The sequence below is a fragment of the Thermosphaera aggregans genome, assembly GCF_014962245.1.
GTDB lineage: Archaea > Thermoproteota > Thermoprotei_A > Sulfolobales > Desulfurococcaceae > Thermosphaera > Thermosphaera chiliense.
Genome location: NZ_CP063144.1, coordinates 877,203 through 901,894, shown reverse-complemented (window position 1 = coordinate 901,894; position 24,692 = coordinate 877,203). Strand labels below are relative to the sequence as shown.

27 protein-coding genes are annotated in these 24,692 nt (G+C 43.4%); 9 read left to right on the top strand and 18 right to left on the bottom strand.

Annotation, left to right across the window (positions count from 1 at the left end):
• Positions 1-25: 25 nt before the first annotated feature.
• Entirely contained in the window at positions 26-457 is a 432-nt protein-coding gene (locus IMZ38_RS05180; protein ID WP_193435841.1) for an OsmC family protein, read from the bottom strand.
• A 93-nt stretch (positions 458-550) separates the two neighbouring features.
• Between IMZ38_RS05180 and IMZ38_RS05175 the strand changes: the two genes are divergently transcribed.
• A complete protein-coding gene (locus IMZ38_RS05175) occupies positions 551-778 on the top strand; it encodes a hypothetical protein (RefSeq protein WP_193435840.1) in 228 nt (75 codons plus the stop codon).
• Between the two features lie 7 nt (positions 779-785).
• Positions 786-1,289 (top strand): magnesium-dependent phosphatase-1, encoded by a 504-nt coding sequence (locus IMZ38_RS05170; protein ID WP_193435839.1) that lies wholly within the window; start codon positions 786-788, stop codon positions 1,287-1,289.
• A gap of 11 nt (positions 1,290-1,300) precedes the next feature.
• Here IMZ38_RS05170 and IMZ38_RS05165 read toward each other — a convergent pair whose 3' ends face one another.
• From IMZ38_RS05165 to IMZ38_RS05145, 5 genes are all read right to left on the bottom strand, one after another.
• A complete protein-coding gene (locus IMZ38_RS05165) occupies positions 1,301-2,632 on the bottom strand; it encodes a TldD/PmbA family protein (protein WP_193435838.1) in 1,332 nt (443 codons plus the stop codon).
• The gene (locus IMZ38_RS05160) at positions 2,632-4,071 is read right to left on the bottom strand and encodes a TldD/PmbA family protein (protein ID WP_193435837.1); all 1,440 of its coding nucleotides are present in this window, start codon (positions 4,069-4,071) and stop codon (positions 2,632-2,634) included. The genes IMZ38_RS05165 and IMZ38_RS05160 overlap by 1 nt, the downstream gene beginning before the upstream one ends.
• 101 nt (positions 4,072-4,172) lie before the next feature.
• A complete protein-coding gene (locus tag IMZ38_RS05155) occupies positions 4,173-4,730 on the bottom strand; it encodes a chromate transporter (RefSeq protein WP_193435836.1) in 558 nt (185 codons plus the stop codon).
• A gap of 60 nt (positions 4,731-4,790) precedes the next feature.
• Entirely contained in the window at positions 4,791-5,354 is a 564-nt protein-coding gene (locus IMZ38_RS05150) for an HAD family hydrolase (RefSeq protein ID WP_193435835.1), read from the bottom strand.
• A gap of 10 nt (positions 5,355-5,364) precedes the next feature.
• Complete coding sequence (locus IMZ38_RS05145; protein WP_193435834.1) at positions 5,365-6,348, bottom strand: isoaspartyl peptidase/L-asparaginase; 984 nt, start codon at positions 6,346-6,348, stop codon at positions 5,365-5,367.
• Between the two features lie 53 nt (positions 6,349-6,401).
• Between IMZ38_RS05145 and IMZ38_RS05140 the strand changes: the two genes are divergently transcribed.
• Positions 6,402-7,721 (top strand): hypothetical protein, encoded by a 1,320-nt coding sequence (locus IMZ38_RS05140; RefSeq protein ID WP_193435833.1) that lies wholly within the window; start codon positions 6,402-6,404, stop codon positions 7,719-7,721.
• On the opposite strand, the gene IMZ38_RS05135 is transcribed toward IMZ38_RS05140, so the two are convergent.
• The 7 genes from IMZ38_RS05135 to IMZ38_RS05105 form a co-directional block, all read right to left on the bottom strand.
• On the bottom strand, positions 7,722-8,690 hold the full coding sequence (locus IMZ38_RS05135) for an ROK family protein (RefSeq protein WP_193435832.1): 969 nt from the start codon (positions 8,688-8,690) through the stop codon (positions 7,722-7,724).
• A gap of 17 nt (positions 8,691-8,707) precedes the next feature.
• Complete coding sequence (metG, locus tag IMZ38_RS05130; RefSeq protein WP_193435831.1) at positions 8,708-10,219, bottom strand: methionine--tRNA ligase; 1,512 nt, start codon at positions 10,217-10,219, stop codon at positions 8,708-8,710.
• A gap of 50 nt (positions 10,220-10,269) precedes the next feature.
• Positions 10,270-11,751 (bottom strand): B12-binding domain-containing radical SAM protein, encoded by a 1,482-nt coding sequence (locus tag IMZ38_RS05125; RefSeq protein WP_193436929.1) that lies wholly within the window; start codon positions 11,749-11,751, stop codon positions 10,270-10,272.
• Between the two features lie 25 nt (positions 11,752-11,776).
• Complete coding sequence (locus tag IMZ38_RS05120; RefSeq protein ID WP_193435830.1) at positions 11,777-12,136, bottom strand: hypothetical protein; 360 nt, start codon at positions 12,134-12,136, stop codon at positions 11,777-11,779.
• Positions 12,123-12,497, bottom strand: coding sequence for a hypothetical protein (locus tag IMZ38_RS05115; RefSeq protein ID WP_193435829.1), 375 nt, complete (start codon positions 12,495-12,497; stop codon positions 12,123-12,125). The genes IMZ38_RS05120 and IMZ38_RS05115 overlap by 14 nt, the downstream gene beginning before the upstream one ends.
• Positions 12,498-12,568: 71 nt before the next feature.
• Complete coding sequence (locus IMZ38_RS05110; RefSeq protein ID WP_193435828.1) at positions 12,569-14,185, bottom strand: hypothetical protein; 1,617 nt, start codon at positions 14,183-14,185, stop codon at positions 12,569-12,571.
• A 94-nt stretch (positions 14,186-14,279) separates the two neighbouring features.
• Positions 14,280-14,540: a hypothetical protein gene (locus IMZ38_RS05105; protein WP_193435827.1), complete on the bottom strand. Its 261-nt coding sequence runs from the start codon at positions 14,538-14,540 to the stop codon at positions 14,280-14,282.
• A gap of 191 nt (positions 14,541-14,731) precedes the next feature.
• On the opposite strand from IMZ38_RS05105, the gene IMZ38_RS05100 reads away from it, so the two are divergent.
• Together IMZ38_RS05100 and IMZ38_RS05095 are read left to right on the top strand one after the other, a co-directional pair.
• The gene (locus IMZ38_RS05100; protein ID WP_193435826.1) at positions 14,732-15,136 is read left to right on the top strand and encodes a CopG family ribbon-helix-helix protein; all 405 of its coding nucleotides are present in this window, start codon (positions 14,732-14,734) and stop codon (positions 15,134-15,136) included.
• Between the two features lie 5 nt (positions 15,137-15,141).
• The gene (locus IMZ38_RS05095) at positions 15,142-15,924 is read left to right on the top strand and encodes a hypothetical protein (protein WP_193435825.1); all 783 of its coding nucleotides are present in this window, start codon (positions 15,142-15,144) and stop codon (positions 15,922-15,924) included.
• Here the strand turns inward: IMZ38_RS05095 and IMZ38_RS05090 are convergent.
• Both IMZ38_RS05090 and IMZ38_RS05085 read right to left on the bottom strand, forming a co-directional pair.
• Positions 15,916-16,296 (bottom strand): metal-dependent transcriptional regulator, encoded by a 381-nt coding sequence (locus IMZ38_RS05090; protein WP_193435824.1) that lies wholly within the window; start codon positions 16,294-16,296, stop codon positions 15,916-15,918. The genes IMZ38_RS05095 and IMZ38_RS05090 overlap by 9 nt on opposite strands.
• 19 nt (positions 16,297-16,315) lie before the next feature.
• Complete coding sequence (locus IMZ38_RS05085) at positions 16,316-17,035, bottom strand: thioredoxin family protein (protein WP_193435823.1); 720 nt, start codon at positions 17,033-17,035, stop codon at positions 16,316-16,318.
• A 137-nt stretch (positions 17,036-17,172) separates the two neighbouring features.
• On the opposite strand from IMZ38_RS05085, the gene IMZ38_RS05080 reads away from it, so the two are divergent.
• Positions 17,173-17,904 carry a winged helix-turn-helix domain-containing protein gene (locus tag IMZ38_RS05080; RefSeq protein WP_193435822.1) on the top strand — a complete coding sequence of 244 codons (732 nt, stop codon included), beginning with the start codon at positions 17,173-17,175 and terminating at the stop codon, positions 17,902-17,904.
• Entirely contained in the window at positions 17,891-18,655 is a 765-nt protein-coding gene (locus IMZ38_RS05075) for a nuclease (protein ID WP_193435821.1), read from the top strand. Before IMZ38_RS05080 ends, IMZ38_RS05075 begins: the two co-directional genes overlap by 14 nt.
• Here IMZ38_RS05075 and twy1 read toward each other — a convergent pair.
• On the bottom strand, positions 18,652-19,740 hold the full coding sequence (gene twy1, locus IMZ38_RS05070) for a 4-demethylwyosine synthase TYW1 (RefSeq protein ID WP_193435820.1): 1,089 nt from the start codon (positions 19,738-19,740) through the stop codon (positions 18,652-18,654). The two genes, IMZ38_RS05075 and twy1, sit on opposite strands and share 4 nt — an antisense overlap.
• A gap of 226 nt (positions 19,741-19,966) precedes the next feature.
• Between twy1 and IMZ38_RS05065 the strand changes: the two genes are divergently transcribed.
• Positions 19,967-20,455, top strand: a complete 489-nt coding sequence (locus IMZ38_RS05065) for a flavodoxin family protein (RefSeq protein WP_227410830.1) — start codon at positions 19,967-19,969, stop codon at positions 20,453-20,455.
• Between the two features lie 52 nt (positions 20,456-20,507).
• Here IMZ38_RS05065 and IMZ38_RS05060 read toward each other — a convergent pair whose 3' ends face one another.
• A complete protein-coding gene (locus IMZ38_RS05060; RefSeq protein ID WP_193435819.1) occupies positions 20,508-21,275 on the bottom strand; it encodes a DUF357 domain-containing protein in 768 nt (255 codons plus the stop codon).
• 81 nt (positions 21,276-21,356) lie between these two features.
• On the opposite strand from IMZ38_RS05060, the gene IMZ38_RS05055 reads away from it, so the two are divergent.
• On the top strand, positions 21,357-23,123 hold the full coding sequence (locus IMZ38_RS05055) for a type III PLP-dependent enzyme domain-containing protein (RefSeq protein ID WP_193435818.1): 1,767 nt from the start codon (positions 21,357-21,359) through the stop codon (positions 23,121-23,123).
• A gap of 12 nt (positions 23,124-23,135) precedes the next feature.
• Here the strand turns inward: IMZ38_RS05055 and IMZ38_RS05050 are convergent, their stop codons facing one another.
• Positions 23,136-24,683 (bottom strand): radical SAM protein, encoded by a 1,548-nt coding sequence (locus tag IMZ38_RS05050; protein ID WP_193435817.1) that lies wholly within the window; start codon positions 24,681-24,683, stop codon positions 23,136-23,138.
• Positions 24,684-24,692 lie beyond the last annotated feature (9 nt).

Genomic DNA, 24,692 nt, shown 5'->3' with positions numbered 1-24,692 from the left:
CGTTTTTTACATGCTCATATAAACTTTATTCATCAGGCTTCACGACTACTTCCTCATATATGTTTCCACATGCTTTATTCAAGGTGTTGTAAATCGGGCAGGTTGCCTTAACCTGGTTGATAATTGCATGGGTAATCCCCTCTTCAATCCCTGTAACAAGGTACTTTATCCTGAGAGTTTTAAGACCTTCGCCTACACTGAATTCTGCCTCAACATCTATCTCGATCTTGGGTAGCTTTTTCATCAACATTTTCGCAAACATTCCGAACATGAATGCTTCGCAAGAGGCGAGTGAAGCCAGCATGTACTCTAACGGGGTGAAATCGTTTCCCGCTCCGCCGAACTCAGGCAACTCGCTTGCCTCACGCAGTATGTTTCTAGCCTTCAACAATACGTTAGGGCTTCCAGAATCATAGGAGGCTTTTACTTCTACCTTAGGTATTTTAATCTTCTCCATTCATAACCCTTTAATAAGTATCAATAACAAAGTTATTAAACCTAACGAAAATAATAATACAGGAAACCTTGATAAAACACCTTAGGTGGTGGAATGGAAATAGATTTAACAAAGTCCGCTAGCTGTAGCGATAACCCAGTGTCGAGGATTCTCAGCTTATTGAACGAAGGCGTTGAAGATTTCACAGTGATAGTGCGAGCCGACGTGGTACCTTTTGATTTCGCGAAACTAGTGGCTGGTAAAAAAGGTTACGAGGTTGAAAAGCTGGAGGAGAAGGAAGTAATTGTTAAGCTAAGATTTAGAAAGAAACAGGGTGTGTGAGGTTTAAGTGGGAGACTCTGAGACCTGCAGGATCGTATTTGTTGATCTCGACGGAACCCTGTGGGACCATGAAGATGTTTCACAAATGAAGCCTCCGTTCAGGAAGATAGGTGAAGGCGTTATCACGGATTCCCACGGCTCAATTCTTAGAGTTAGAGAAGACATGCTCAGAATACTCAGCATTCTCAGGGAGGAAGGGGTCTTGCTGTCCACGTTGAGTTGGAACGACCCGGACATAGCTCTCCAGGCTTTGCAGGAGCTGGGACTTCGAGATTTGTTTCATTATCATGCAATAGAGTTTCATCCCAGAAAGGATTTAATGGCTGAGAAAGCCTTAGCATTCTTCGCATCTAGACATGGTTGCAAGGATTTCAAGATAGTTTACATTGATGACAGGGATATTCATTTTAAAGATTTCAAGGAGAGGTATCCTGGTACATGTTTTATAATGGCATGGAAGGATTTTGCCGGGTTTGAAGAGGGGTTGGAAAAAGTTAAAAAATGTTTATAAGACAACCTTCACTAGATTTCTGGACGCGTTACCATTATATCTTTGGCAACTAAGAAGGGTATTCTGGAGGGAGTTCTAACCTCCCACCACATGACATCATATCTTTCCCTGGTGCACCCGGTAGTGTTGGCTAAAAGTATTGGGAATGATGTTGAAAGCCTCACTCTGCCTACCTGGCCGACTACTTCTCCATTTTCCACATACAAGGTGGCGTCTCTGGAGACTGTTGAGAAAACGCCTTCAGCGTAGTTTTGATACCTGGTATACCAGTTGTTTGAGAAGAACACTCCTTTCTCCACGTCTTTGAACAAGTCTTTCTCGCTCAGCTCTCCAGGGGAGAGCTCTAGGTTCCATGGATGCGGGAACATCCATCCAGCATTACCTGTTGATTTAACACCCATTTTACTGGCTGTTGAAACATTGTGCAGGAGGCTCACCAATCTGCCGTTTTCAATTATTGGTTTATCAAAAGTTTCAACCCCTTCGTCATCGAATGATGCGAAACCTGGGAGCGTTGGATCCCTAGGTTTATCTAGGAGCGTTAAAGTTTCAGCAGCAACTTTTTCACCGGGTTTGTACTTCAGGAACATCGAGTAGCCCATTATCACCGCCATAGCAGAGGCCATAAAGGTGAGATAGTTCACCAGGTTTCCAACCACGAGAGGGGATAGGATGACAGTGTACTTGCCCGGTGATAAGTCCACTTTCCTGTTAGAAACCGTTGCTAGGTACCCGGCACGGTCGCCTACTTCAACAAGCTTCGGCTCGTTCAGCCTTGTCCCTCCATAAGCCCAATGACCACTGAATTCTCCTTTGAAAGCTCGTAAATACGCTTCGACGCTTGTCTTGGATTCAGACGCTTCAAATCCTTTGCTATTAAGGACGGCCCTGGTTTCATAGCCGAGCGTGAGAGTGCCGGCTACGCGGTCCACATTGTATTTTAAAGCCGCATCAATCATTCTGTATACTAGCTTTCCAGGCTCGTTTCTAGCTGACAACGCAATGGGGTCGACTCCCCCTTCAACAGGTTTAACAACTCCAGGATCCGGTAACGGGGCATATATTTCAGCCTCCTCGATCTTCTCAGCCATCTTGGGCAGTTCTTCAACATCTTTCAGGAGTGCCTCCGGATCTCTTGTCGAGTATTCAAGTAGGAATAATCTCCTATTCTTTGCAAGCCTTAACATTACATCCGTGATCTTCCAGCTTTGAACCACAGAAGGCTCACTATTCCACAGCTTCACCATCACGTTGTCACGTGTAACAATGCTTACCGCTACTTCGTCAAACCTGCTCCTCAAGCTTTCAATTATTTTGCGTCCGAGCTCGAGATCCATGCTCATTAAGCCCTCACCCCCAGCGTGATCTTTTTCAACCTAACATTGGGCCCTCCAAACCATACGGGGACACCTTGGGAAGGCTCGCCCTTTCCACATGTCCCCGGGTAGAATACTAGGTTTTTATCAACCCCTACTATGCTACTGTAGAATCCCTGCGTCGTAATTTCCAATATAGGGTCTCTTACAGGCTCTGCGAGCTCTCCGTTTCTTATCAAGTATGCTTCTAATCCCACGTATCTCTGATTCCATCTTACATCGTCGATGTTCCACTCCATATAGGACTTGAGGTAAACTCCGAACTCTATGTCTTCTATAAGTTCCTCGAAGCCCATGTCTCCGGGTTTGAAATAGGTGTTGCTCATTCTTATTATGGGCTCGGAAGCGTAATCCATGGCTCTCGCAGCTCCATTGCTCCTGGTGCCGAACAAGAAGGCTGTGTGCCTGTTGTGAAGAGGCTCGTGAATCAACCCCTCTTTATACAGGTATCTCGGCTTAGCGGGAACACCTTCGTCATCATAAAGGTAAAAACCGTTGCCTCCCGGGATAGTGGGGTCTTCTATAACCGTTGCATACTCGTTGCCAATCCGGAACGAGCCTATCATCTCGGGCTTCACATAGGATTCTCCCGCCTGCGCTGCTTCACGCCCCAGGATTCTATCAGCCTCCATCGGGTGTCCCGCAGACTCGTGGACGAGAAGCCCCACTATCTCCGAACCCACTACTACATCCACTTTCTCCCTAGGGGGTTGGACCCCATTTACTAGCACATTCTCCAACCGCTTCATCTCGTCCACAATAGCTTCAACAGGTTTCCACTCATCAATTAGCTCTAACCCTCCTGATGCCGCGAAGCTAACCATTCTCTGCAGTGTTCCTTTTTCAGGGCTAAACAGCACATTATTCGAATCAACATATATTCTAGGAACAATAGAGTGGATGAACGCGCCCTCGCTTGTAATTATCAGCTTCTCCTGGGTATGGGTTTCAAAGCTGAATGTTGAAACTGGTATTTTAGCCTTCGTCAACTCCTTTGTAAGAGTATTGTAGAGGGATGAACCCATTTCCACGACATCCTCTACCACCAAGTCCTCGAGCCTCCGCTTAACCATTACTTGGTAAGACGCTTTCCCAACTCGCTCATTAGAGAACTTGATAGGGTTTTTCCTTAGACTGCTCAGCGATTTAGCCCTGGCCACAGCCTTTTCAACGGCTTCCAAAACGTTTTCTCGATCGATGATATTTGTTGATGAAAAGCCGAGGGATCCGTTTACAAGAACTCTAATGCCGACCCCGCTCTTCCTGCTCGACCCCGCTCCAAGGATTTTTCCATTCCGAAGGCTCACTGCGAACCCGTAGTCCTTCTGAAACCTTGCCTCAACATATTCTGCTCCCAGCTCCGAGGCGTGTTTAATAGCCATGTATAGGAGGGATTCGTCAATCATTACTACCATCCAGTTTTACGTATTCCCTGCGTCAATATATAAATACTTTTCTAACACAAAGGGTTATGTTAAAATATTGTTGTTGAAAAACTTTAACAATTTCATATTCCGAAAAGGAATTTCAAAGCCAGGCTTAACCCTGCAGAAATCACTATTGAGACAAAGGGGTGCTGTTTCAACACGTAAAGGATTATGAATGCTATCAGGAAGATACCAAGTGCTACAAAGTTTATCATTCCCGTATTTTTCTCAAGCAAAACCGTCCTGCTCACGCTGATTAATGCGTATAGAATTAAGGCCACTACCGCCGCGTTAATCCCTCTGAACGCAGTCCTGACCACGGGGTGCTCCATGTATGGGTAGAGAGACAGCACTATCGCCATAATCACGAAGTATGGAACTGTGATCACTCCGAGAGTTGCTAAGAGTGAGCCGGGAATACCTCCCAGCTTGTAACCGATCCAGGTAGCAGAGTTGATGGCTATCGGCCCAGGTGTGCTCTCCGCAACTCCCAAAATTTCTACGAACTCTTGATCGCTGATCCAACCCTTTATCTCCACTAGCTCTTTATAGAGAAGTGAGATGCCGCCGTACCCCCCGCCGAACATGATCGCCCCTATTTTCGCGAACTCTATGAAAAGCTCTAGGAGCGTAACCATGCTAATCCCCACTGGTTAAGTGAAATAGTGCTAATAAATATTTAAATAACACCATTCTTGTCACCTGCCTTGTTGTATTAGTTCCTTAATGAGAGAGGGAAGCATTCTATGCGATATAACTCTCCGAAAAGGTATGTTGAGCTCCCTGGCAGCTTTTTCATCGTAAACAGTGTCCCCTAGGAAACCTGCCCATCCTGCTTTAAGAGACCCTAATGCTTTTTCAAGTTGTCGCCTCCTATCCAGCCCATCCTCTCTCGTAATTATCAGGTCAACACAGTTTTTCAGGTTGATTTTTTCAAGCAAAGCGATTGCTGTTTTACTCGACCTGTTTGTTACCATTGCTATTTTAAAACCCGATTGGTGAAGGTTGCAAATGGTTTCAACGTTTTCCTCGTAATCGTTTGGTTTTAAACTATTTATTGATTCAAGCTCTTCCTTTTCAATAAGCTCCCATGCTTGATTCTTCAGTTCCTCAGGCACGTTCAGCCTTTCCAGCGAGAGGCCCAGTGGTCTAAGTTCTTCATTAACCCCTAGAAGTCTTCTCACCCTCTCCCTTAGGGATTCGAAGTCAACCAGGAAAGGTATTATTGTCCCATCTATGTCAAGAATTAAAGCTTTACCCATACAATTACCCTTAGAACGGTTTCTCAAGATATTGTGGAGGCTTCTCATCAACGACGATTTCGCCGTTTTCAGTAACATAGCCGATCAACATAGCCTCCGTATTATATGCATACGCTATTCTCCCCTTGTTATCAACTAGGACGAAGCCCATAGTATCGCTTCCAACAGCTTCCGTTACCTCCCTTAGCACGTTGCGAGCTGTTTTCCAAGCGTCCCCAAACCGTGGATATTCAAGGTGGGCCTTCAAACAAGGCATTGCCCTTATAATATATTCTCCAATACCTGTAGCGCTACACGCTATATTGTTGGATGCGTAGAAACCTGCACCGGGGATAGGTGAATCCCCCACTCTCCCAGGTAGTTTAAACGAAACTCCCCCGGTGCTTGTTGCAGCTGCTAAAACCTGGTTATCATCTATCGCGACCGCTCCCACAGTGTCTCCGACATCAGCAACTTTTTTCAAAGCTTGTTTAACACTACTGTTTTTAACCAAGTATTCGACCAGTTTTCCACCATACTCGGTTTTTACCTCGTGTGAAAGAAGTTTTCTCAACGACTCGATATATCGTTCATATACATGTAACGGGGGAGGAGGTAGCAGGGGTAGGCCACGGAGCAATCCGTAGTTGTCAGCATCCTCACCAACAATCAACACGTGCGGGGTCTCTTCAGCAATGATTCTTGCGAGTTTAATCGGGTTCCTAATCCTTCTCACTCCTGCGGCGGCTCCTAACAGCCCATTGGAACTCATTACTCCAGCATCAAGGCTTCTACCTCCGTGAAGGTCAAGCACCGATCCAACGCCTGCGTTCAAATAGCCCGAATCCTCCATGCAAGCAACAGCAGAGATTACTGCCTCCACGCTGTTATTAGTGGTGTTCAACGCTCTCCATCCTTCAAGCGTGCAATTCCTGATCGCTTCAACAGCATTCTCCTTAACCTTAGATTCTCTCCAGGAGCCGGCACCCCCGTGAAGGAGTAAGGCTTTAACCATTGAATCACCAAGATTTAATAATATAATGGTTTAACTTTAAAATGGGTGGGAAAATGTCAAGCGAGACGATACAGCAAACGGCTGGAGAGTTAGAGCCCCTTGTCCGGTCTTTCAAATTCGACAAGATCACTTCCTTCATTCACGTACTCCCCGGGATGTTCATCACGGGCTTTATTCTATCTGCTTTGTTAATGCTGGTGGAAGCATTATCCTTAAACCTCACACTATTCACGTCTTCGATCGTTTCCTCATTCCTCATAGCATCACTGCTTTCCTCTAGTGTAAGCACGTATATCCTCTTGGATAAAGTGATCAACCATCTTTACACGAGCGGAGTAACCACATACTACTTCCTAGGAGGAGGGTCTTTCAACGCATCCCTATACTACCTGAAAAACAGGCTTTCAAAGGCTAAGATACCTTCACCGGCTACGGGACTGGTACTCTCACTTGTCACTGGTGGTTTTTCATACCCTATAATTATAAGCTTGGTTGAAAAAACGCTTAGAGACCACATGATCGATGAGGAAGAGGCCCTACTGGGTAAGAAACTCACACCGTATTTCTTCACGGAGCGCATCATTGTTGAAATAGCGCTTGTTTTCCTAACTCTTGGCACTTATCTAATTTACCAATCATTCAGAGTAGTGAAAACCTATAATAGTCACATTGAAAGAGTACATGCCACCCATCCTAACCCTCCTCCTAGGATAGAGTATGAAACAACAGTTTACGAGCCTGCAAAGCCCTTAGCGTTTTTCATAGGTCTTCTTCTAACCTTCAGCTCACTCCACGCTGTGCTAGGATATCTTGGGTTGCCCTCGATTTTTTTAATGAATTTTGGCATAGGCCTTGCATGGAGTTTTGTGAATCTAAAACTCAGGAATAATAGCGTATCTAGGATTCTCCTTGTTAATGCGGGATTAATTTATCTAATGATAATGTTGTCAATAATGATAGGTGTAGCAGGGTACAGGACGTATTCTCTAATATTCAGGGAGTCCTTGCAAGGAATTTCATCTCTCCAGGATTTACCGGTTCTTAGCCTGTCCGGTGCGATCTTCCTGAACAACATGGGGATCGCTTTAGCATCAATTACACCTTGTTTAGGCACGATTCCGATGAGCGTAGGTGTTAACAATGCTGGACTGGTAATAGGTACTTTAACCCCTGAAAAGCTAGCAATGGGAGATTACAGTCCAATCCTCTTATTGATCATGCCACATGCGATCCTTGAACTGATTAGTTATTCATTCTTCATTACCTTTGCCTTTACTTGGAGAAGACCTAACTCCTGGAGGCTACTTATAGTAGGGTTGCTTATATTGGCTCTAGCGGCTTTAGTTGAAGCGTTCACTGTAAAAATTAAATAGTCAAATACCCTGTACTTCGACAAGCTCGCGTGGAGGATTAACCGCTAATGCTAACGCACCGTATAAGCCAACATCATCTCCGAAGCCTGTTGGTTTAATGATAGGCTTTGAAGTTACAACATCGTTCTCCAACCCGTCTAACATTCTCTCGAAGAGTATGTCCTGGTTGTTAAGAAACACTCCGCCCCCTATGACCAGGAGCTCCGGATCGTAAGTATTTATTATGGAGGCTATACCTGCCCTCGAGGCTTTCACGTACAAGTCAACTACCAGCTCGGCTAGACGGTCTCCCCGCCTGTAGTATTCGAAAACATCTTTTGCAGTGGCCTCGGGGTGTTTCATTAAAAATTCGAGCAAGTCTGAATTAATCCCGTGTTTTGAAGCAAGCCATTTAGCCACTCTAGGAATGTTTATCCCGCCTGCAAAAGCCTCCCAGTGCCCCCTTCCCCCGCACCCACATTCTAGTTCGGAATTGAAGTCGACAACAATGTGGCCTACCTCGTGTGCGTTGCCCTCCTTACCAATCAGCAAATGGTTGTCAACTATGACTCCCGCTCCAATACCGGTGCTTAGGGTGAGGTATATGAGGTTTCTGAACGGTTTTCCCAAGCCGTAGTTTTTCTCGCCCCATGCAGCAGCCACGGCATCGTTTGCTACTATAACCCTTGCCTTAAAGTACTTTGTTAAAGGCTCTAGAAGTTTTATTTCTTTAAACGGGAGATTCGTCGGGTTCACGGCTACGCCTCTTTTTACGTCCAAGGGGCCAATGGACGCTACTCCTACGGCTTCAATATTTTCAATATACTCAGGAAAATGTTTCATCACGCCTTCCCAAATAAATCTCGCAATAGTGTATTCATCCCCTTGTTTAGGAGTTGTCTCAACGATTTTTCCAATAATCGAGCCTTTCGAGCAAACTGCTATTCTAGTTTTAGAAGCGCCGAGATCTATTGCAAGATAATACTTCATTCCAAGTATCCCTTAAATCACGTACTCCGCTGTGGCATTACTTTCTTGAAAAGTATAGGAGCATTTCTTATATTGTATCTTTCAAGCACTCCTAGCTGAACTCTTGCAGGATTTTCAATCCTAAACCCAAACTCCTCAGCCACTTTCGAGGCGGCATTAGGAATCACGGGAGCCAACGCTATTGTTGAAACCCTAATAAGCTCTAGTAGACTGTAAAGCTCCTTGCTAGGATCCTCCTTCTCCCAAGGCCTGGTGTTGTTAACGTAAGCATTACCCTCTCTTAAAAGCTCCATTATTTCAATAATTGCGCCTGGCACGTCATAATTCCCCATGCGCTCAAGGTAGGTGTTCAGCCTGAGGGTTATCTGCTCATTCAGCTTCTTATCAACCTCTCTTCTATAGATTTTACCCTTTAATTTCTTCATTGCTAGGGCTCCCACTCTTCTGACAAGATTTCCGTACGTGTCTGCTAATTCATCGTTGTATATGGCATCCATTAATTCGAATGAAACCTCACTGTCTTTGCTCATATTGAATACTCGAGATAGTATGTATCTAACTCCGTCAGGGCCGTTGTATCTTGAAAGCAGATCATCTATCGAAATAACATTTCCAGCGCTCTTACCGATTTTCAAACCTTTGTTTATCAGGAACGCGTGTACAAGGACTTTTTTAGGCAGAGGAATATCTAGTGCTTTAAGGATTGAGAACCAAACAGCTGTGTGGAACCATAAAATATCTTTCCCAACAACATGGTGGACGTTTACCCAATATTTCTCAAACCTTGAGGGATCCGTGGCATATCCTGCCCCAGTTATGTAGTTCAATAGGGCATCAAACCATACGTATATCACGTAACTCGGGTCGAAAGGTACTTTGACGCCCCATGAAACCCTTTCAACAGGCCTTGCAATAGATATGTCTCTCAAACCCTCTTTTTCTATTCTAGAAGTAACTTCAAGGGAATACTCCTCAGGATAGACAATTTTATCGTTTCTTAAAACCTGAAGCAAGAAATCCTTAAACTCGCTTAGTTTGAAATAATATGTTTCCTCCTCTAAGTATTCCAAGGGTTTGTTGTGAATGGGGCAGTAAGGCTTGCCCTCCACTTCAACGTATTCTCCAGGTAAATAGTATTTTTCACACTCTACGCAGTAGAACCCGCCATATTTGTCCTTGTACACATAGCCTTTTTCATATAGTTTTCGGAAACTATCCATCACAACCTTCTCATGAACACTATCCGTTGTGCGGATAAAGTAGTCATACGAGATATTCAGTCTTAACCAATAATCCCTATACACTGTTGCCATTTCATCAACAACTTCCTTAGGGGTTTTACCTAGTTTTTCCGCGAATCTCTGAATTTTCAGCCCGTGTTCATCATTGCCTGTTAAGAAGAAAACGTCTTTTTCAAGAAGCCTGGCAAACCTTGCAAGCACGTCAGCGTAAACTGTTGTATATGCATGCCCTATGTGTGGCGGGCCATTGGGATAGTATATGGGTGTTGTAATGTAAAACGTGTTCATTGCTTCCCCCTATTACTTTCATTTTATCCTCGTTGACACTTTTAAAATCACTACTGTTTAATATATTCTTCAATTTTTGCAACGTACTTATTTACCTGCCTTCTAGCGTATCGTATGAAGAATTTGAGCAGCAGTCTCACGGGGAGATTAGCAGGGGATTTCAAGTAATACTTGTTCATAATGTCTTCAGCCCAGTATATGGAGTGATTGTAAATTTTCAACAGCGCATCCACATGCTCCCGTTTCAAGTGGTCTCTGATGAACCATTCTCCACTCTTTAAAGACCCCATTGGCACGAAGAACATTGGAACTATGAGGCTTCTGTAGTTTTTCAACCTCTCTATTAGCTCAATTGTTTTAACCACGTCATCCCCTGTCTCGCCTGGGAATCCTAGAATAACTGTTGCTGCGGGAATGATAGAGTTTTCATGCATTATTTTGAAAGCGTCTTCGACAACGTCGGGCCAGTCCTCTATGGGATAGGGGAGTGACTTGGCACGCATTATTTCCTGAGCCAGTCTCGGAGAGCCTGTTTCAATACCGACTTCCACCCCGATAAACCTTCTAGAGTCTGTTAGAATATACTCATGCATAAGTTTCGAGATAAGCCCATGATTTTCCTCCGCGAATTTCAAAGCCGATAGACTTACATGAGACCATGCGAACGAGCCGTTTTCTCCCACGAGTTTCAATACCTCCTCGTGGAGTTTGATTATAGCTTCTGGACGGGGTTTAACGCCGTCTGCATGGTAGAGGAGGATGTCTTCGCTGTGGAGAATCGTTCCCTTCACCCCCGCGGTTAAATTCACCTGGACTTCTTTCACGATCTTATCCAGCGGTATGAATCTGAGGGGTCTCAAGGTGACGCTGCAGAACTTACAGCCTCTCGGACAACCTCTCATTATCTCCACGAGCCCATTTACGCTTCCTCCCTTAATAATGGGGATTTCGTCAACGGATGGGACATCACCCGATCCTATGTAAACGTATTTCGGGAGAGGCTCGTTATTTAATGCTTTCTCAACCAGGTCGACGATGATTTTTTCAGCCTCTCCATCTACTACTGTGTCAATACCCCACTCTACGAACTTCCTCACCTCGTAAAGCCATTGCCAAGCTGCTGGACCGCCAGCAATGATCCTCACGCCTTTTTTCTTCGCCTCGCGGACTTCCGGCTTGCTCATTAACTTAATAAAGCTTCTCCGGTTCAGCGGTTCTTTCCCAGTTAAACTCCACCATTCGCTGGTTGGAGGGCCATAGCCAAAGTAATCGTGGTGGCTCAGCATTAATACCTTCATCGAATCCAGGTGCTTTCCCAAATGATCAGGGTCAATGATCGACGCCTTGAAGCCTTTTTCTTTAAGAACCGCCTCGATCTTTCTCATTCCATAAGGTGCCTCCCTGGGCTTTCCCTCATCGTCTACTTCAACCTTGGGTGATGCAATATACATCCATAAGCTTTCAGGTAGAAATATAGGCGGCGCTGTAGCGACGAATCCTAAGAATTCTCTTCCATGATGATTACTCATCATTGTCCTATCGGATGTTAAAACAATCTCATAACCCAGGGATCTCCACCTCCACAACCTCTGTTTTCATCTCAGAGAGCTGCCCAGCTATGCTTAGTGCTACTTCTTTACGTGTCTCGGGGAAAACAATGTAAATCCGATTAGGATTGTGTTTTTTAAGAACCTCTAGATTCGAGCGCAGAACAAAGAACGATAATGTTAATATATGGTTTAAACTTATAATTGATCTTAACTTTTCCACCTGTTTTTCAATGTTTTCACCATTCAACCAGATGTAAATGGATAGCCTTTTCTTGCGTTCTCTAATGCTTATCTTCAACAAGGCATCATAAAGGCGAGAGGCATCAGCGCTGGGTATAAGGATTACTGGAACACTAGCGTCGAACATTATGTTCACCTTTTATATCCCTGAAAGTTTCTAAGTAAAGTTTCAGAAACTCCGGGTTCTCAGTGAGGTTTGCAAGCTGGTTTAAGGAATCAATTAAATTGTTGATGTGCTCTCTCAGCGCTTTTAACAATCCCTGATTATTAACTATGAAGTATTTCTTCTTTCTTTCAACATAGAAATCAACGATTTCTCTTGCATAGAGTAGTTTCAAAGTCTGCGATAGATGACTCTTAGCATAACCTGTCTTTCTAGAGAGCTCAGTAAGATCGAGAGGCGTCCCGCTAGTTAGTAGGACCGACAGAATTATCCCCGCTACCGGGGGGAGCCCTAGCAGGGTCATCAATTTCACAAGGGGTTTCATGAAGCTCCCTGAACAATATTATGAACGTTCAGTATTTAAAGAATTTTTGATAAAAAATATAAGGTAATGGCTTAGGTTAAGATACGGGAAACTTTAACTACGGGTGCATTGCTTCCTTTCAAGCTTTCGAGACTTAGTCTCAGCTTGTCTTGTGTTGAAACAATATCCAGGTTTACGAATAAGCTACTAACATATAGTAGGTTAGCGAGCACAATGCTAGCATAGTACTTTGAGAACAATCCATCAATGTTTATCGTCTTGTGTTGATGACCCACGTAGACACAGAGAACTTTATCGCTGCAGACATTTATGGTTTGCCACGCGTTGTAAGCCTTCCTATCGGCAGTCATTAATATGGCCTTCTCTTCGTGGATATTCTGGGCTACAACAGCTATTGATGCTTCGCATGGAGGGCTAACAGCCGGTATTTGAAAACTTCCATAATACTTTTTAACTTCATCAATAGCTCTATTAGCGAGCAAAGCCATTACGTAGGAGTATAGGGATAAACCTTTGGCCTCTCCCGCGGACTCAGCGACTTTTCCATTAATCTCTGCTTCAGCACAGATCGGTATGTAAATTCTTAAACCATCTATTGACGACCAGGGATGACCGTTCTTTATGCTCGCCTTTAACAAGGTCACATGGAATCCTTGATAAAACATGTTGGTGTCTGGGAGAAGACCGATAGGCTTCTTAACCTGTCTAACCAGGTCGATGAGGAAGCTGTGAATCTTCCAGCCTTTATATTCTCTGTGCTCCCTGGTTTGATCATCCCTACGTATTTCAACACGTGAAGGCTTCATTTCTTTAACAATCAAGTCCACAGCTCCAGTGTATCTCTGAATCTGCATCAGAACCCTATCTAGCAATGTCTTATCAACATCACTATTCTGCTCATGTATCATGTTCGATATGATTTTCCAGCTGTCATACATCATAGTCACGGCTTCTTCGGAAGGACCGGTTTTAGTATCCATGGTTAGAAGTAGTTTCTTCTCATCACTTCCCGGTAGGGAAGCGTAAATGCTTAACCTATCTCCTTCGCTCGGGACATGCCTCTGTCCTTCATAGAATGATTCAACCAGCCCTTTACCTGTAATGCTGTTTAGGATATTGGATATCTCCATGAATACGTACTTGCTACCCTGCCATCTTATTTCGCGAGGTAGGTCCAAGTACTGGTTGCTCTGATTGGATGGTTGGGCTGGTTCAACTTTTCCGTGAATATAGAGTTTGTGAACCCATCTAGGACTGTATGGGTATGGGGGTAATCCTGGAAGAGGTATTATGTCAACGTGTGTGAAAACGATTTCGATATTTAAACGATTCTTCTCCTCCATGATTCCTCCTGCGAAAGGACCAGACATGGCTGATATATCAATGTATAATTTGTTTAGCTTGCCTTCAAGGGATTTAATAAGACTTCTCGTCAAAAACAGGTTTTCAAAAATATTATCTTTCAACAGGCTTTTCGACATTATGTTGTCGAAGTATATGTTAACGTCTGAGGGAAAACTATCCATCACGTTCCTTATGCTTTCAGCCGTCTCCCTACGCGTGATGATTATGAAATCGGTGATATCCAGCTCTTCCTTCAACCTGCTTATTACTGTTGGTACGACGAAAGGATGAATGTCAACGGGAAGTAGCATTGTTTTATCAGGACTGACTTTCCCTCCGAGCAAAATGTTGATAAAAGATTCCAGATTAGATACACCTCGCTAATTCATCAAAAATAATCTATTAAGTAAGTGATAATAAAAACGTGATTTTAGATGATCAGAGCGCGACGCTCTCCTCCTGCGTATTAGTACCGGTAAATAATCCTTCCGCAGCAAGGGAATAAATTTCTTTTACAACAATGTTTTTCAACAAGTTAATCATAGAAAGAGTTGCTTCCTTATCCTCCGGGCTCATATCCGAGGATTCTACCTCAGCCTCATAGACTTTCAAGTCTTCAAGCATCGTAATATACTTCAGCATTAAAAGATTCGTTAAATCCGTTGCTCTCGATATTATTTTTTCACTAACATTTAGCATTTAACTCACCAGTAGCTTATCCGAAGGATACTTTTTTTAAACCGGTTTAGCCGGTATTACTGGAGAAATATCCGGTCCCCCGGTCCGTGAATCAAACATCCTTCGGGTTCTTTCAGGAGGGCTGCGGTCATCCCTATTTCGACAAATATTTGAATAAGCTTTTATATCATGCTATTCAGACGGGGGAGTTAATGAAGGGGGTTAAAATAGGAGTTTACATACCGGCCGACATCTACGAGGAGATTGCCAAGTTTTCTTCTAAAGGGGAAAACGTGAGTTTGAGCAAGCTTGTTCAAGAAGCCTTAAGGCTGTACATGTATCTAAACCAACCTTTGAAAGAGGGGGCCGTGGTTGGCACTATAAATGTGGTTTACGATCATGGCAAGAAAAACATTGACAGCGAACTAACAGATCTTCAGCATGAATTCCTGGAAATAGTTGTTTCAACACTCCACGTTCATTTAGATGAGGAAACATGCATGTTAAACATCATCGTTAAAGGTGAGGGTAAACGGGTTTCAGAATTCATCGACAATTTGAGAATGCTCAAAGGCGTTCTCCTCGTAAATCCGACTCTGTACAAGATGAAGGGGTGATCGACATGAGTAGTGTTTGCATCGAAGGCATCTCCTTAGATGATGCTGTAAACATTTCACACGGGTTAATGATGAACGGTGTGAAACCTGTTGTCGAAAACTGCGATTCTCGCGAGAATCTTATATACAGGATAAAAAACACATGGATAGTTAAGATTCGTGGAGAAGAGTACCGTATAGGCGATGAAGGCGGCATCGTCGTTAACAAACCCTTCAACGGCTTGTTTTACACCGGTTCCTCATCCAGCGAACTGACAGGTTTTCTCACCAGTGAAGCGGTGGATGAGAGAATTTTCATAGGGCTACTAGCAGGATTTCTCTTGAAAGGACTTCCCGTAAACGATGCTTTACAAGCAGTCTCAGAATTCTACGAGTATGACAATGTAAACCCTGCATCTGTTGTTTCTAGAAAAGTGGCGGGCTTCAAGTGCGTTGACCGATTATTCGACGCGATCAGTAGATTCCTCTCTCATACGTCTATCCAAGAAGCTGTTAAGGGGAGAGTGGTTTTCTCGTGTATAACTGAGAGGGGATTATCCTATGAGGTTGAAATCTACTTATCACGACAATACAGGGAGGTAGTAAGGTTGGATAAAATTCAGAGAAAAAGTGTTAAGGATTCACTTATGGAGGATGAGCTGGCTCTTGTTTGTTTTGAACATTTATTGTTCAACGGGTTGAAAGAGTTGGAGTTTGACGAGATGAAATGGTACTGCTTCGCTGGGAAGGATCCTGTTAGAATTGTGGTTGAAATGGAGAAAAACCTTAATAGTGTAAAACTATTTTAGCTCTCCCATGTTGCACTTGCTTAGAAACTCCTTTATCCTAACTATTGTTTCAGGGTGGAGGTAGTGCTCCATTTTACACGCATCTCTTATAGCAATCTCTTTTGGAACTCCTAATGCGATAAGAAACTTGTACAGCAATTGATGTTTCGCTTCAAGAGATTTAGCGAGTTCTAAGCCCTTGCTTGTTAATTGGACCCTTCCCCCCTTCTCATATTCTAGGAGACCCTTCTCCTCCAGCTTTCTTAAAAACTCCACCACGCTACTTGGTCTAACGCCAAGCCTTCTCGCGATCTCCCTTATCTTTAAATTACCGCATTCCTGGAGCTCGTATATTACCTCAATATACTCTTCTTCTCGGGTTGATACGCTCATGCTGACTGAAACACCCTAACTAGCTTCTTTTCAATTTCCTGGCAGCTCTCGATATGACCTTTACAGCTTCTTCAGGGGGTAGGTACCCTGGTATCACTTCAACCGGTTTTGCACCGTATCTGTAATAGTCTTCAACCCTGGTGATGGCTACGAAGGGAACGTATTGTACCCCGTAGTAATCTGCTTCAATGGGGTTTTCCATAGCCTCAATGGTCTCAACAATAATGTTGGGGTTTATTAAGCCGACTTGGTTAGCGAAGTCCACTACGAGTGGACAGTAAGGGCACTCCGGCGTTACAAATACTTTGATGTGAAGCGGTGCATCGATCGCTTCCACCTCCTCGATCACTTCCTTGGGCAGCTTCAGCGCGTTAGTTGCTATGTATTCGTGTACAAATATGAATGGGGCGAATTCCTGCCCGCTTGGGAGACCATAGTATCGCACATTCCTTGACGGTGTGTCGTATATGAATGATGGGAGATATCGGGGTTTATACTCCTTAGCCTCAGCTTTCTTCATAATGTTGAATCTAAGCTTCCCCTCGCTTATCCTGGCCAACTCGTTAACCAGCATCACGGCATCGTCACAAGTGTGGCAGTGGTCAAGAGGGTTTTCATGTGAATGAGGCCCTTCATGCCTATCTTCATCAATTATCAAGGTGTCTTTTAGATTCCTGGGCCATTTAGCGAATATGTTTTTAAGTTCGGATTCTGTTTCCTGGTCGAACAACCCGCTCATTGAAAGCACCTGTTAGGTTTATCTAACATCTTTAATGGATTTTATCCTTTTAAATCCTATCTGAGCCTTTCCTTCTCGAAAATAGGAAGCTACATCTATATAAGCGCTTTACCAGCATTATTAAATTGGGAAAAGTGTTGAGCTCTAGAAGGACGTATACCCACATTATCCTGGAGTACTTAAACACCTACCCTGCTTCAAGTATTAAAGACATATCAAACTCTACAGGTCTCTCCCCGGTTATTGTTCGAAAAATACTATACAAGCTGAAAAACGATAACTATGTTGAAAAATCAGGCAATGGATATGTGTTGACAGAGCGAGGAAGCAGGCTGTTAGAGTACATCGCTTCCAAGACTATTCAGCACCGTGAAAGCGCTGAGAAAGCGCAGCAGACCCCGGCCCAACTAGAAAAATTGACAGAGGAGCATATTAAAGAGGGGGAAGAATCACTTCCTGAGAGCACTCTCGAATCAATCGCGGATGAGACACGATTAAGGCTTGATGCTATTGAGAAACGACTTTCAAAGATTGAGAAAGAAATTGAGGAGTTACGGAAAGCTTTAAATTATTTGACAGAGCCGAGGAAGGAGAGTAAAATGCTACCATCTCCTGTTTTATCGTTCAATGATGCTCAAGCAGTACTGGGAAGCTTATTTGAAAGAATGCTGTATGAAGGTAAGATAGTTAGGATAGGTAAACTCATTGTTGAAAGGTCGTTTTACGACCAGTTTAAAAGAAAGTTTCCTTTAAAAACCAGCGACATTGAGAAGCTAAGCGATACTGAGAAAATACTGCTGGAGGAGATGCGTAGGGAAGCATTAGTCATTCTCTATGCTGGCAGGGAGTTAAGACTTGTCGAGTCATAATAGGCTGAAACTGTCTGACAGGAGAGACGTAGAGCGGAAAACCTTGCACACCCTTTCATTGTTGAATATGAAGAATCTAAGCCCAGTTATCATGGGTGAAGGATTCGTTAACCCGTTCGAATTATACACGACTCAGACCCATATAGAAGCCGATAAGCTGGGTCTCGTGCTTCAAAAAACATTGTTTGAATCCTATGATGTACCGATCATAGTGGTTATTGGAAAAAACGCATACAAGTACATCATAGACGGTCATCACAGAGCATTAGTGTCTCTATGGATGAGAAAGCATGTTAGAGCTGTTTTAATTAATGCAGCCGGCTACCAGCCTGTTTTTTCGACACCTCTATACAAGATTAAATTCGTAAACCCTGTTGACACGCCTGAGTCCTTACTCACCTGGAGACACATGGTCAATACTATTCATTTTCTAGAAGAGCTTCATGGAAGAATAGCGAGAGTATGGTTTGAGAATGTAAGACTTGACGTGTTGAAGCCTACTCAGATGCTTCTGGGTGGAAGCCTGAATAAAGAAGTTAAAATTGAAGAACCCATTCTAGTATACCGGATCAATCATTCATACTATGTTCTAGACGGTCACAAAAGAGTCTGTCTCTCCTTATTAAATAAGCACAAGATAATCCCCTCCGTTGTTTTCACGCTGGATGACTTAGAGATAGGTATTGTTAGACAGGCTCAAATAATAAGAGAGTCTTTCTCCGAAGAATCATGTAAGAAAATCTTCGGTTAATCCGTAAGCTCCTCATACTCCTTCGAGAAGGCTGGAGCGTACTTCTCTGGATGCTCGACACCGTCAGGGCAGCCTTTTCCATGCCTTATTGGCTTATCGATTCGGCTTAGGAGAACGATCCTGCTCGGAATGCTTTCGCTCAATAACTTGTAGCCGGTTTTCTCTGACAGAATCCTTCCCACATTTCTAATATCATCATGACTGGGCATGTTGGAATGCTCAAGCCGTCCCCTGCTCCCCCCTAGGAACATGTATGCTTTAACCTCGATGTATGTTGGCTGGGCTTTCTCCACGAACCTGGAGAAGCTTTCTAAAGCCTTCTCGTTATCATTGTACCCTTTAACTATTGTGAATCTGAAAACAGTTGGCGATTTAAACGAAGGTATTAGCTCTAAAGTTTCCTGGAAGAGCTCCCAAGCCCTTGGAACCAGGGGTCTGTTAAAGTATTCGTATGACTCTTTATCCCATGATTCTATGCTAATGTAGAGTTGAGATGGCTCCTTAACCAGGGATTTTAAAACATCGGGCCTTGTACCATGAGTGACAAGGAATGTGGTGAGGCCTCTTTTATGATATTCCTCGATCAATTCGGATAGGCGTGGATAAAGCAGGGGTTCACCGGTTAAACTTATGGCCGCGTGCTTAGGTTTCAAAGCCTCCTCAACCATTAATTGATCAGCGGAGGGATTCCCTTTATATCCCGCCATTATCTCGCGGTGGACCCTAATACTTTCTTCAACCAGTACTTCCGGGTCATCTATAACCGGCGGCCTAGTATCATCCCAATGCATTCCAACATCTTCTGGCTGAATCCTCCAGCAGTGTAGACACCTGTTCCAGCACCATGCAGCGACAGGGGTCATTTGAATGCACCTGTGGCTCTCAATGCCGTACCATAAGCACTTGTAGCAGAATCTCTTCCTAACTACTGCTTCCTTTGTCCAGTGGCATCTTTTAACGGCTCCAATCGTACCTATTAAGTGATAACCCTGCTTTACCAACCTGTCGTGAATAGCCTTGTAAACCAGGCTACTATTCCAAAACTCCTCCCGCTTCTTCTTTACTTCATGGAAGTTAATGCTCATCTCAATCACTCGCATCACATTGTTATTAATTTATAATCCTTAATAACACATTATCATAACCTGAATGATGAGCGAACCCGTGTCAGATTCATGAAGACGGTTGGCGTTGCTGAATTCTCCTTTTAAACACTTGTGAACCTGAACAGGGTCAATAGGTAGTGAGGTATCACAAAGTCTGAATTTTAAATTAGCTTTTACCTGATACCATTAGTCTGGGTGGTTCCAATTGAAAACATCCAAGCCGAAAATATTAATGATCAATGCGTCTCCGAGAAGCTACGGGTCTTCGAACCAGTTATTAATTGTTGCCGCTAAGGGTGTTGTAGACGGCGGCGGATTACCTGAGTTCGTTCATCTTTATGAGAAAAATATTAAGCCGTGTATTGGATGCGTCTCGGATGGAAACAAGTACTGTAAGTTTCCATGTATTATAAGCGATGACGATTTCAACAATGTAGCAAGCATGTTGCTGGAAGCAGATGGATTGATCGTGTCAACGCCTGTGTACTGGTACGCCCCTAGCGGGGTTTTGAAGAACTTTATTGACAGGTTAACAAGCATGGAGCATATGATCTTTCATAAAGGTAGAAGCCTGCTGGAAGGTAAAGTTGCAGGATTTATTGCTACAGGACTTGACAGTGGGGTTATGATGGCTATCTCGTATCTAGCAATCACCTTGGGTATAATCCAAACGTGGATAAAAACGGGCTGGTGAATATGATAAAAGACTTTGTTAAAACCCTTGAAAACGAGAAAGAGAAAAGGCTTCAATGGCTTTTGAAAGAATCCTCCTGCACATCCTGCGAGTAATTACACGCAATTTTCTTAAGCACTTCTACTATACGGGTGGAACTCCACTCCCCAACTCTTTCTTCAAGTTTTAAAACAACCACATCTGATAAGCCCCTTTCTCTCAATCTCTCCTTCAGCTCTTCAGGAGTAATCCATTGATCCGGTCCGAGAAGGATTATCTCAGGCTTAAGCTCTACAATGGGTTTCAGGAAGTCCTCTTCATCACCTAATACCGCTTTATCAACGTATTTCACGGATTCAAGAATCTCTCTTCTAACAGTATCAGGCAATAAAGGGGTTCTGTTTTTGAATTTCCTGAAGTTTTTATCACGAGAAACAACAACTGTCACGCTTCCAAGCTCCCATGCTTTCCTTAATAAAAACAGGTGTCCGGGATGGAGGAATTCAAAGCTTCCCGCCACTAAGACTCTTCTACGTTTTAAAAGTTCCGAGAGAGCCCTCCATTCAAAGGATAAAAGCCCCAAGTATTTAATAGCGTCTAATAACCCCTCTGCGTAAGCTATGCAGGATAGTGCTGTGAAGAAATCGTTCTGTTCGAGATAGTATTTAGCATCTGAGAGGTAAGATTTAGCCAGCAATACTAATTTATCCACTTTTTCATCCCTGACAGGTTGTGCCGAGACAGCGTTTAATGCTTGTTCAACATTAAGGATATATGCTTTCACCCTTTCCAGTGGAGATGCTTCGCTTGCCAATGCCACCAGCCTTGTATTCCACGACATTAATGGAATAGTAGAGGACTAGTTTAAAAACCCATGACGTATTAAAATCCATTAGAAAAACCAGAGGGAGAATAAAAAGAGATGTCAAAGCCTGCGGAATGGAGCGTTGAAGTTTCAAAACAACTATATGGGTTAGAGCACTCAATTCGCGGGGAATACTTAACTATTGATGAAACAGGAGCATTGGTTCTGAAAATAGGGGATGAATCTGTAAGAATCATTGACTTAATGAAGAAGTACGGTTTTGAAACAGCTTACATCCGGTTCCTTCCGGCAATAAAAAGTACAATGAAAAAAGTTTTCGAAACTTTTAAAACGCTTTCCCAAATTCACGGATATACTGGAAAGTTTCAACCTGTATTTCCAATGAAAGTAAACCCGATTCCTCTTGTTATAGACGCTATTTGGAGGTATGGTGAAGAGTTTAACTGGGGGTTTAACTCAGGATCCATAGGAGAGTTGAGGCTACTACACAGGTATTTGGACAAGGGCTCGAGGCTTCTAATATATGATGGCGTGGTCTCCGACAACGTGTTAAAACTTTTAATGGACTTCAAAAAAGCAGGATGGCATGTTATAGTAGACGTGGAAAGCGAGCACGATTTACAAGTTTTATCGAAGTATGGTGAAATAAACGTAGGAATAAGGGTAAAACCATTTTACAAACCAGGTGGAAAATGGTCGCATTCCGCGGGGCTTGAGGGAAAATTCGGGTTAACTATCAACACCTTGTTAAAGCTGATCAAGGAGTACAAGTGGTTGAATGAAAGAGCGATATTAATCCATATCCACGGCGGTTCTCAGATATATGAGTTGAAACATATTGCAGCCATATTTGATGAAGCTAGGATTTTATTTAATGATTTGAGAAGTATTGGCTTTGAAAACATTTCAATCATAGACACTGGAGGAGGAATGGCTTATCCCTACCATGATAGTAGAAAGGGAACACCGGAGTCCCCAAACTACACAATAGTTGATTATCTTAATTTATTGATAAGAAAGTTCAACGATGTCCACCCACATCCAACACTTGTTTTCGAAGGAGGCAGATATATTGTCGCTTCGCACCGGATTGTTGTTGCCAAGGTAGTTGATGTAAGACCTTATTCCACGGAATACAAGCCTTTTGAAACCGGGAATGGGGAAAGATTAATAGGGATCCCAGAGTCGTTAGAGGGTATTAAAAAGATTCTTCAATACACCCGGGATATTCAGTCAAAGATTAAAGGTAAAACCCTGACTCTTGCAGAGCGGGAGAGGGTTGAAGACATTATCACACATTACAGGGAAGAAATCATTGTAAAACTTGCCGAGATAATAAGGTCTAATCCTAGCTCAGTAGAAAATATAATAAACGATCCATTACTCTACAAGATACTGACGTCTCCTTCTAGACGATTTATTGTCAACCTGTCATTATTTGCGGATATTCCCGATTCAGTACTTGTTAACCAGTACTTCCAGGTAACGCCGATTCAAAAACTCAATGAGAAGCCGGACGTGCTGGCCGTCCTAGGAGACCTGACCTGTGACAGCATGGGTGAGTTAAGAGAGTTCATCAGTGATGTTGAGATAGAAACCAGTGTTGACAGCTGGTTCAATAGAATGGATTTCAGGATTAGTCATCTCCCTAAGAAATATTTGAAGCTGGGAGGCATCCCCCTCCACCTCCCCGGTAAAGATGAAGATTACTATCTAGCATTTCTGGACACAGGTGCTTACCAGGATCCTCTAGCAATGAAGCATAATCTGATATATGGAGCGCCAGAAATCGTGATCGACATCAACGGGTCCGGTAAACCCGTTATCAAGGTTCTTAAACACGGCCGTAAAAGCTATCTTTAGATAATGGAAGTCTCATATGAGCTCGGCTAAAACGCTTTTAGAAGAATGCTTTCGGACAATTCCTGAAACTGTGGAGTATTTTGGAATACTTGAATAAAATTTAACTGCGATGGGATAGCTACCTGGAAATCTTGCCAAGGACATGTTTTTCCCAGATTTTTCCACATAGAGATAGGGGAGAAGAATTCCTTCAGGAACCACTTTCCTAAGCATTTCCTTGTCGAAAAACTTCATAACACTGATTCTGTGGGTTTTATACAGCCATTCATGCTTGGTAAGATTGGCATACACCTGCTTCCTCCTTAGCCATAGAGGAGTGTTTTCCAAAATACTTACTTTTCGAATGTTGACTCTTCGAACAAGGAATCCTTCTTGAATAATTTTATACAGGAATTCCTCGTTTATATTGAAAGTTTCCCGCGTCTCGCCGGGAAGCCCATATAATAGGTTTATTCCTGGTAAAAGATGGGGTAGCCCATTCCAACCTCTAATACGCCCGACTTTATTTATCAATCTCAACGCTTCCATTACTTCGTCAGGAGTTGCTTTGAGATTATTTGCTTTTACAACCTTTTCGTCGAAAGATTCAACCCCTAGAGCTGCGACATCCCCTGGGGCGTGGTATTTCATAATTACTTTAAGCGCTTCTAACGATTCCTCTGGATGCTTCGCAATAGTTCCCGGGTTAACGTTATCGATATGTATTGTTCGTAATCCAGGCGCTTTGTTTCTAATCCCCTTAAAAACTTTCTCTAGAATATTGGGACATGGCTTAGGGAATTCTTCGGTCCCGATTTCGCTTGAACCGTATACTAAGATGTCAGGCTGTCTCCCAATCCTCACGTGTTTAACTCCTAGGGAGTATAGTTCGCTGACTTCTTGAACTATTGACTCCGGGTTACGCGTGATAGGTCTCCCGTATCTGGGCTCAATACAGAAACTACAGCCCCCGGTTATCCATCTAGGGCATCCTCGGAATGTTTCAACCTCTACGATCAAGTTTTTACCGAAATTCGGGTGTTGCTGCACGATCCTGGCTCCCTTGTAAAACGCTTCATCCGCTACGGAGTAGTCTTCCCTTAGTTTATAAGGATCTGCCTTCTCAAAGCCTACTGTAAACAATTCTTTAAAATAGAGTTCTACATCGCCCCTAACTATCTCCTTGAAGTATCTTTTCAAAACCCTAGTAGAATATGCTGATGAGCCTCCCCCAGTGCCAAACCCGAACCTAGCGGCCGGTCCTGTTAAAACGAGGTTTTTACTGAAAAGTCTCATTGCAAGGTACTCTAGTTCCTTGAAAGACATTGGCCTACCTCCAACATAATGTCCTGGAACCTCCATCCCTGCAACAATGACTACTAAGTCGCTTTCAAATGCCTGCTTAAAAAACTCGCCCGGGTTTCTGCGATATTGGTCCACAGTCCAGTAAAGCACCTGTGCGTCCTTCTTTACAGACCATATTGCACCTGCTATGAGTCGAGGATATACGTTTATGTAAGGTGGGACGCCTAATCCTGCTGGTTCATCAGTGTATCCATCAAGGATTAGGATCCTGTTCAACGCGTTCTT

Excerpts from the sequence above, each read along its gene's own strand:
- IMZ38_RS05135 (WP_193435832.1), bottom strand. The coding sequence starts at position 8,690 with ATGAAGTATTATCTTGCAATAGATCTCGGCGCTTCTAAAACTAGAATA.
- IMZ38_RS05095 (WP_193435825.1), top strand. The coding sequence starts at position 15,142 with ATGAGTAGTGTTTGCATCGAAGGCATCTCCTTAGATGATGCTGTAAAC.
- IMZ38_RS05180 (WP_193435841.1), bottom strand. The coding sequence starts at position 457 with ATGGAGAAGATTAAAATACCTAAGGTAGAAGTAAAAGCCTCCTATGAT.
- IMZ38_RS05145 (WP_193435834.1), bottom strand. The coding sequence starts at position 6,348 with ATGGTTAAAGCCTTACTCCTTCACGGGGGTGCCGGCTCCTGGAGAGAA.
- IMZ38_RS05100 (WP_193435826.1), top strand. The coding sequence starts at position 14,732 with ATGAAGGGGGTTAAAATAGGAGTTTACATACCGGCCGACATCTACGAG.
- IMZ38_RS05085 (WP_193435823.1), bottom strand. The coding sequence starts at position 17,035 with ATGAGCGGGTTGTTCGACCAGGAAACAGAATCCGAACTTAAAAACATA.
- IMZ38_RS05140 (WP_193435833.1), top strand. The coding sequence starts at position 6,402 with ATGTCAAGCGAGACGATACAGCAAACGGCTGGAGAGTTAGAGCCCCTT.
- IMZ38_RS05105 (WP_193435827.1), bottom strand. The coding sequence starts at position 14,540 with ATGCTAAATGTTAGTGAAAAAATAATATCGAGAGCAACGGATTTAACG.
- IMZ38_RS05155 (WP_193435836.1), bottom strand. The coding sequence starts at position 4,730 with ATGGTTACGCTCCTAGAGCTTTTCATAGAGTTCGCGAAAATAGGGGCG.
- IMZ38_RS05115 (WP_193435829.1), bottom strand. The coding sequence starts at position 12,497 with ATGAAACCCCTTGTGAAATTGATGACCCTGCTAGGGCTCCCCCCGGTA.
- IMZ38_RS05060 (WP_193435819.1), bottom strand. The coding sequence starts at position 21,275 with ATGTCGTGGAATACAAGGCTGGTGGCATTGGCAAGCGAAGCATCTCCA.
- IMZ38_RS05120 (WP_193435830.1), bottom strand. The coding sequence starts at position 12,136 with ATGTTCGACGCTAGTGTTCCAGTAATCCTTATACCCAGCGCTGATGCC.
- IMZ38_RS05125 (WP_193436929.1), bottom strand. The coding sequence starts at position 11,751 with ATGATGAGTAATCATCATGGAAGAGAATTCTTAGGATTCGTCGCTACA.
- IMZ38_RS05175 (WP_193435840.1), top strand. The coding sequence starts at position 551 with ATGGAAATAGATTTAACAAAGTCCGCTAGCTGTAGCGATAACCCAGTG.
- IMZ38_RS05055 (WP_193435818.1), top strand. The coding sequence starts at position 21,357 with ATGTCAAAGCCTGCGGAATGGAGCGTTGAAGTTTCAAAACAACTATAT.
- IMZ38_RS05090 (WP_193435824.1), bottom strand. The coding sequence starts at position 16,296 with ATGAGCGTATCAACCCGAGAAGAAGAGTATATTGAGGTAATATACGAG.
- metG (WP_193435831.1), bottom strand. The coding sequence starts at position 10,219 with ATGAACACGTTTTACATTACAACACCCATATACTATCCCAATGGCCCG.
- IMZ38_RS05150 (WP_193435835.1), bottom strand. The coding sequence starts at position 5,354 with ATGGGTAAAGCTTTAATTCTTGACATAGATGGGACAATAATACCTTTC.
- twy1 (WP_193435820.1), bottom strand. The coding sequence starts at position 19,740 with ATGAGCATTAACTTCCATGAAGTAAAGAAGAAGCGGGAGGAGTTTTGG.
- IMZ38_RS05160 (WP_193435837.1), bottom strand. The coding sequence starts at position 4,071 with ATGATTGACGAATCCCTCCTATACATGGCTATTAAACACGCCTCGGAG.
- IMZ38_RS05165 (WP_193435838.1), bottom strand. The coding sequence starts at position 2,632 with ATGAGCATGGATCTCGAGCTCGGACGCAAAATAATTGAAAGCTTGAGG.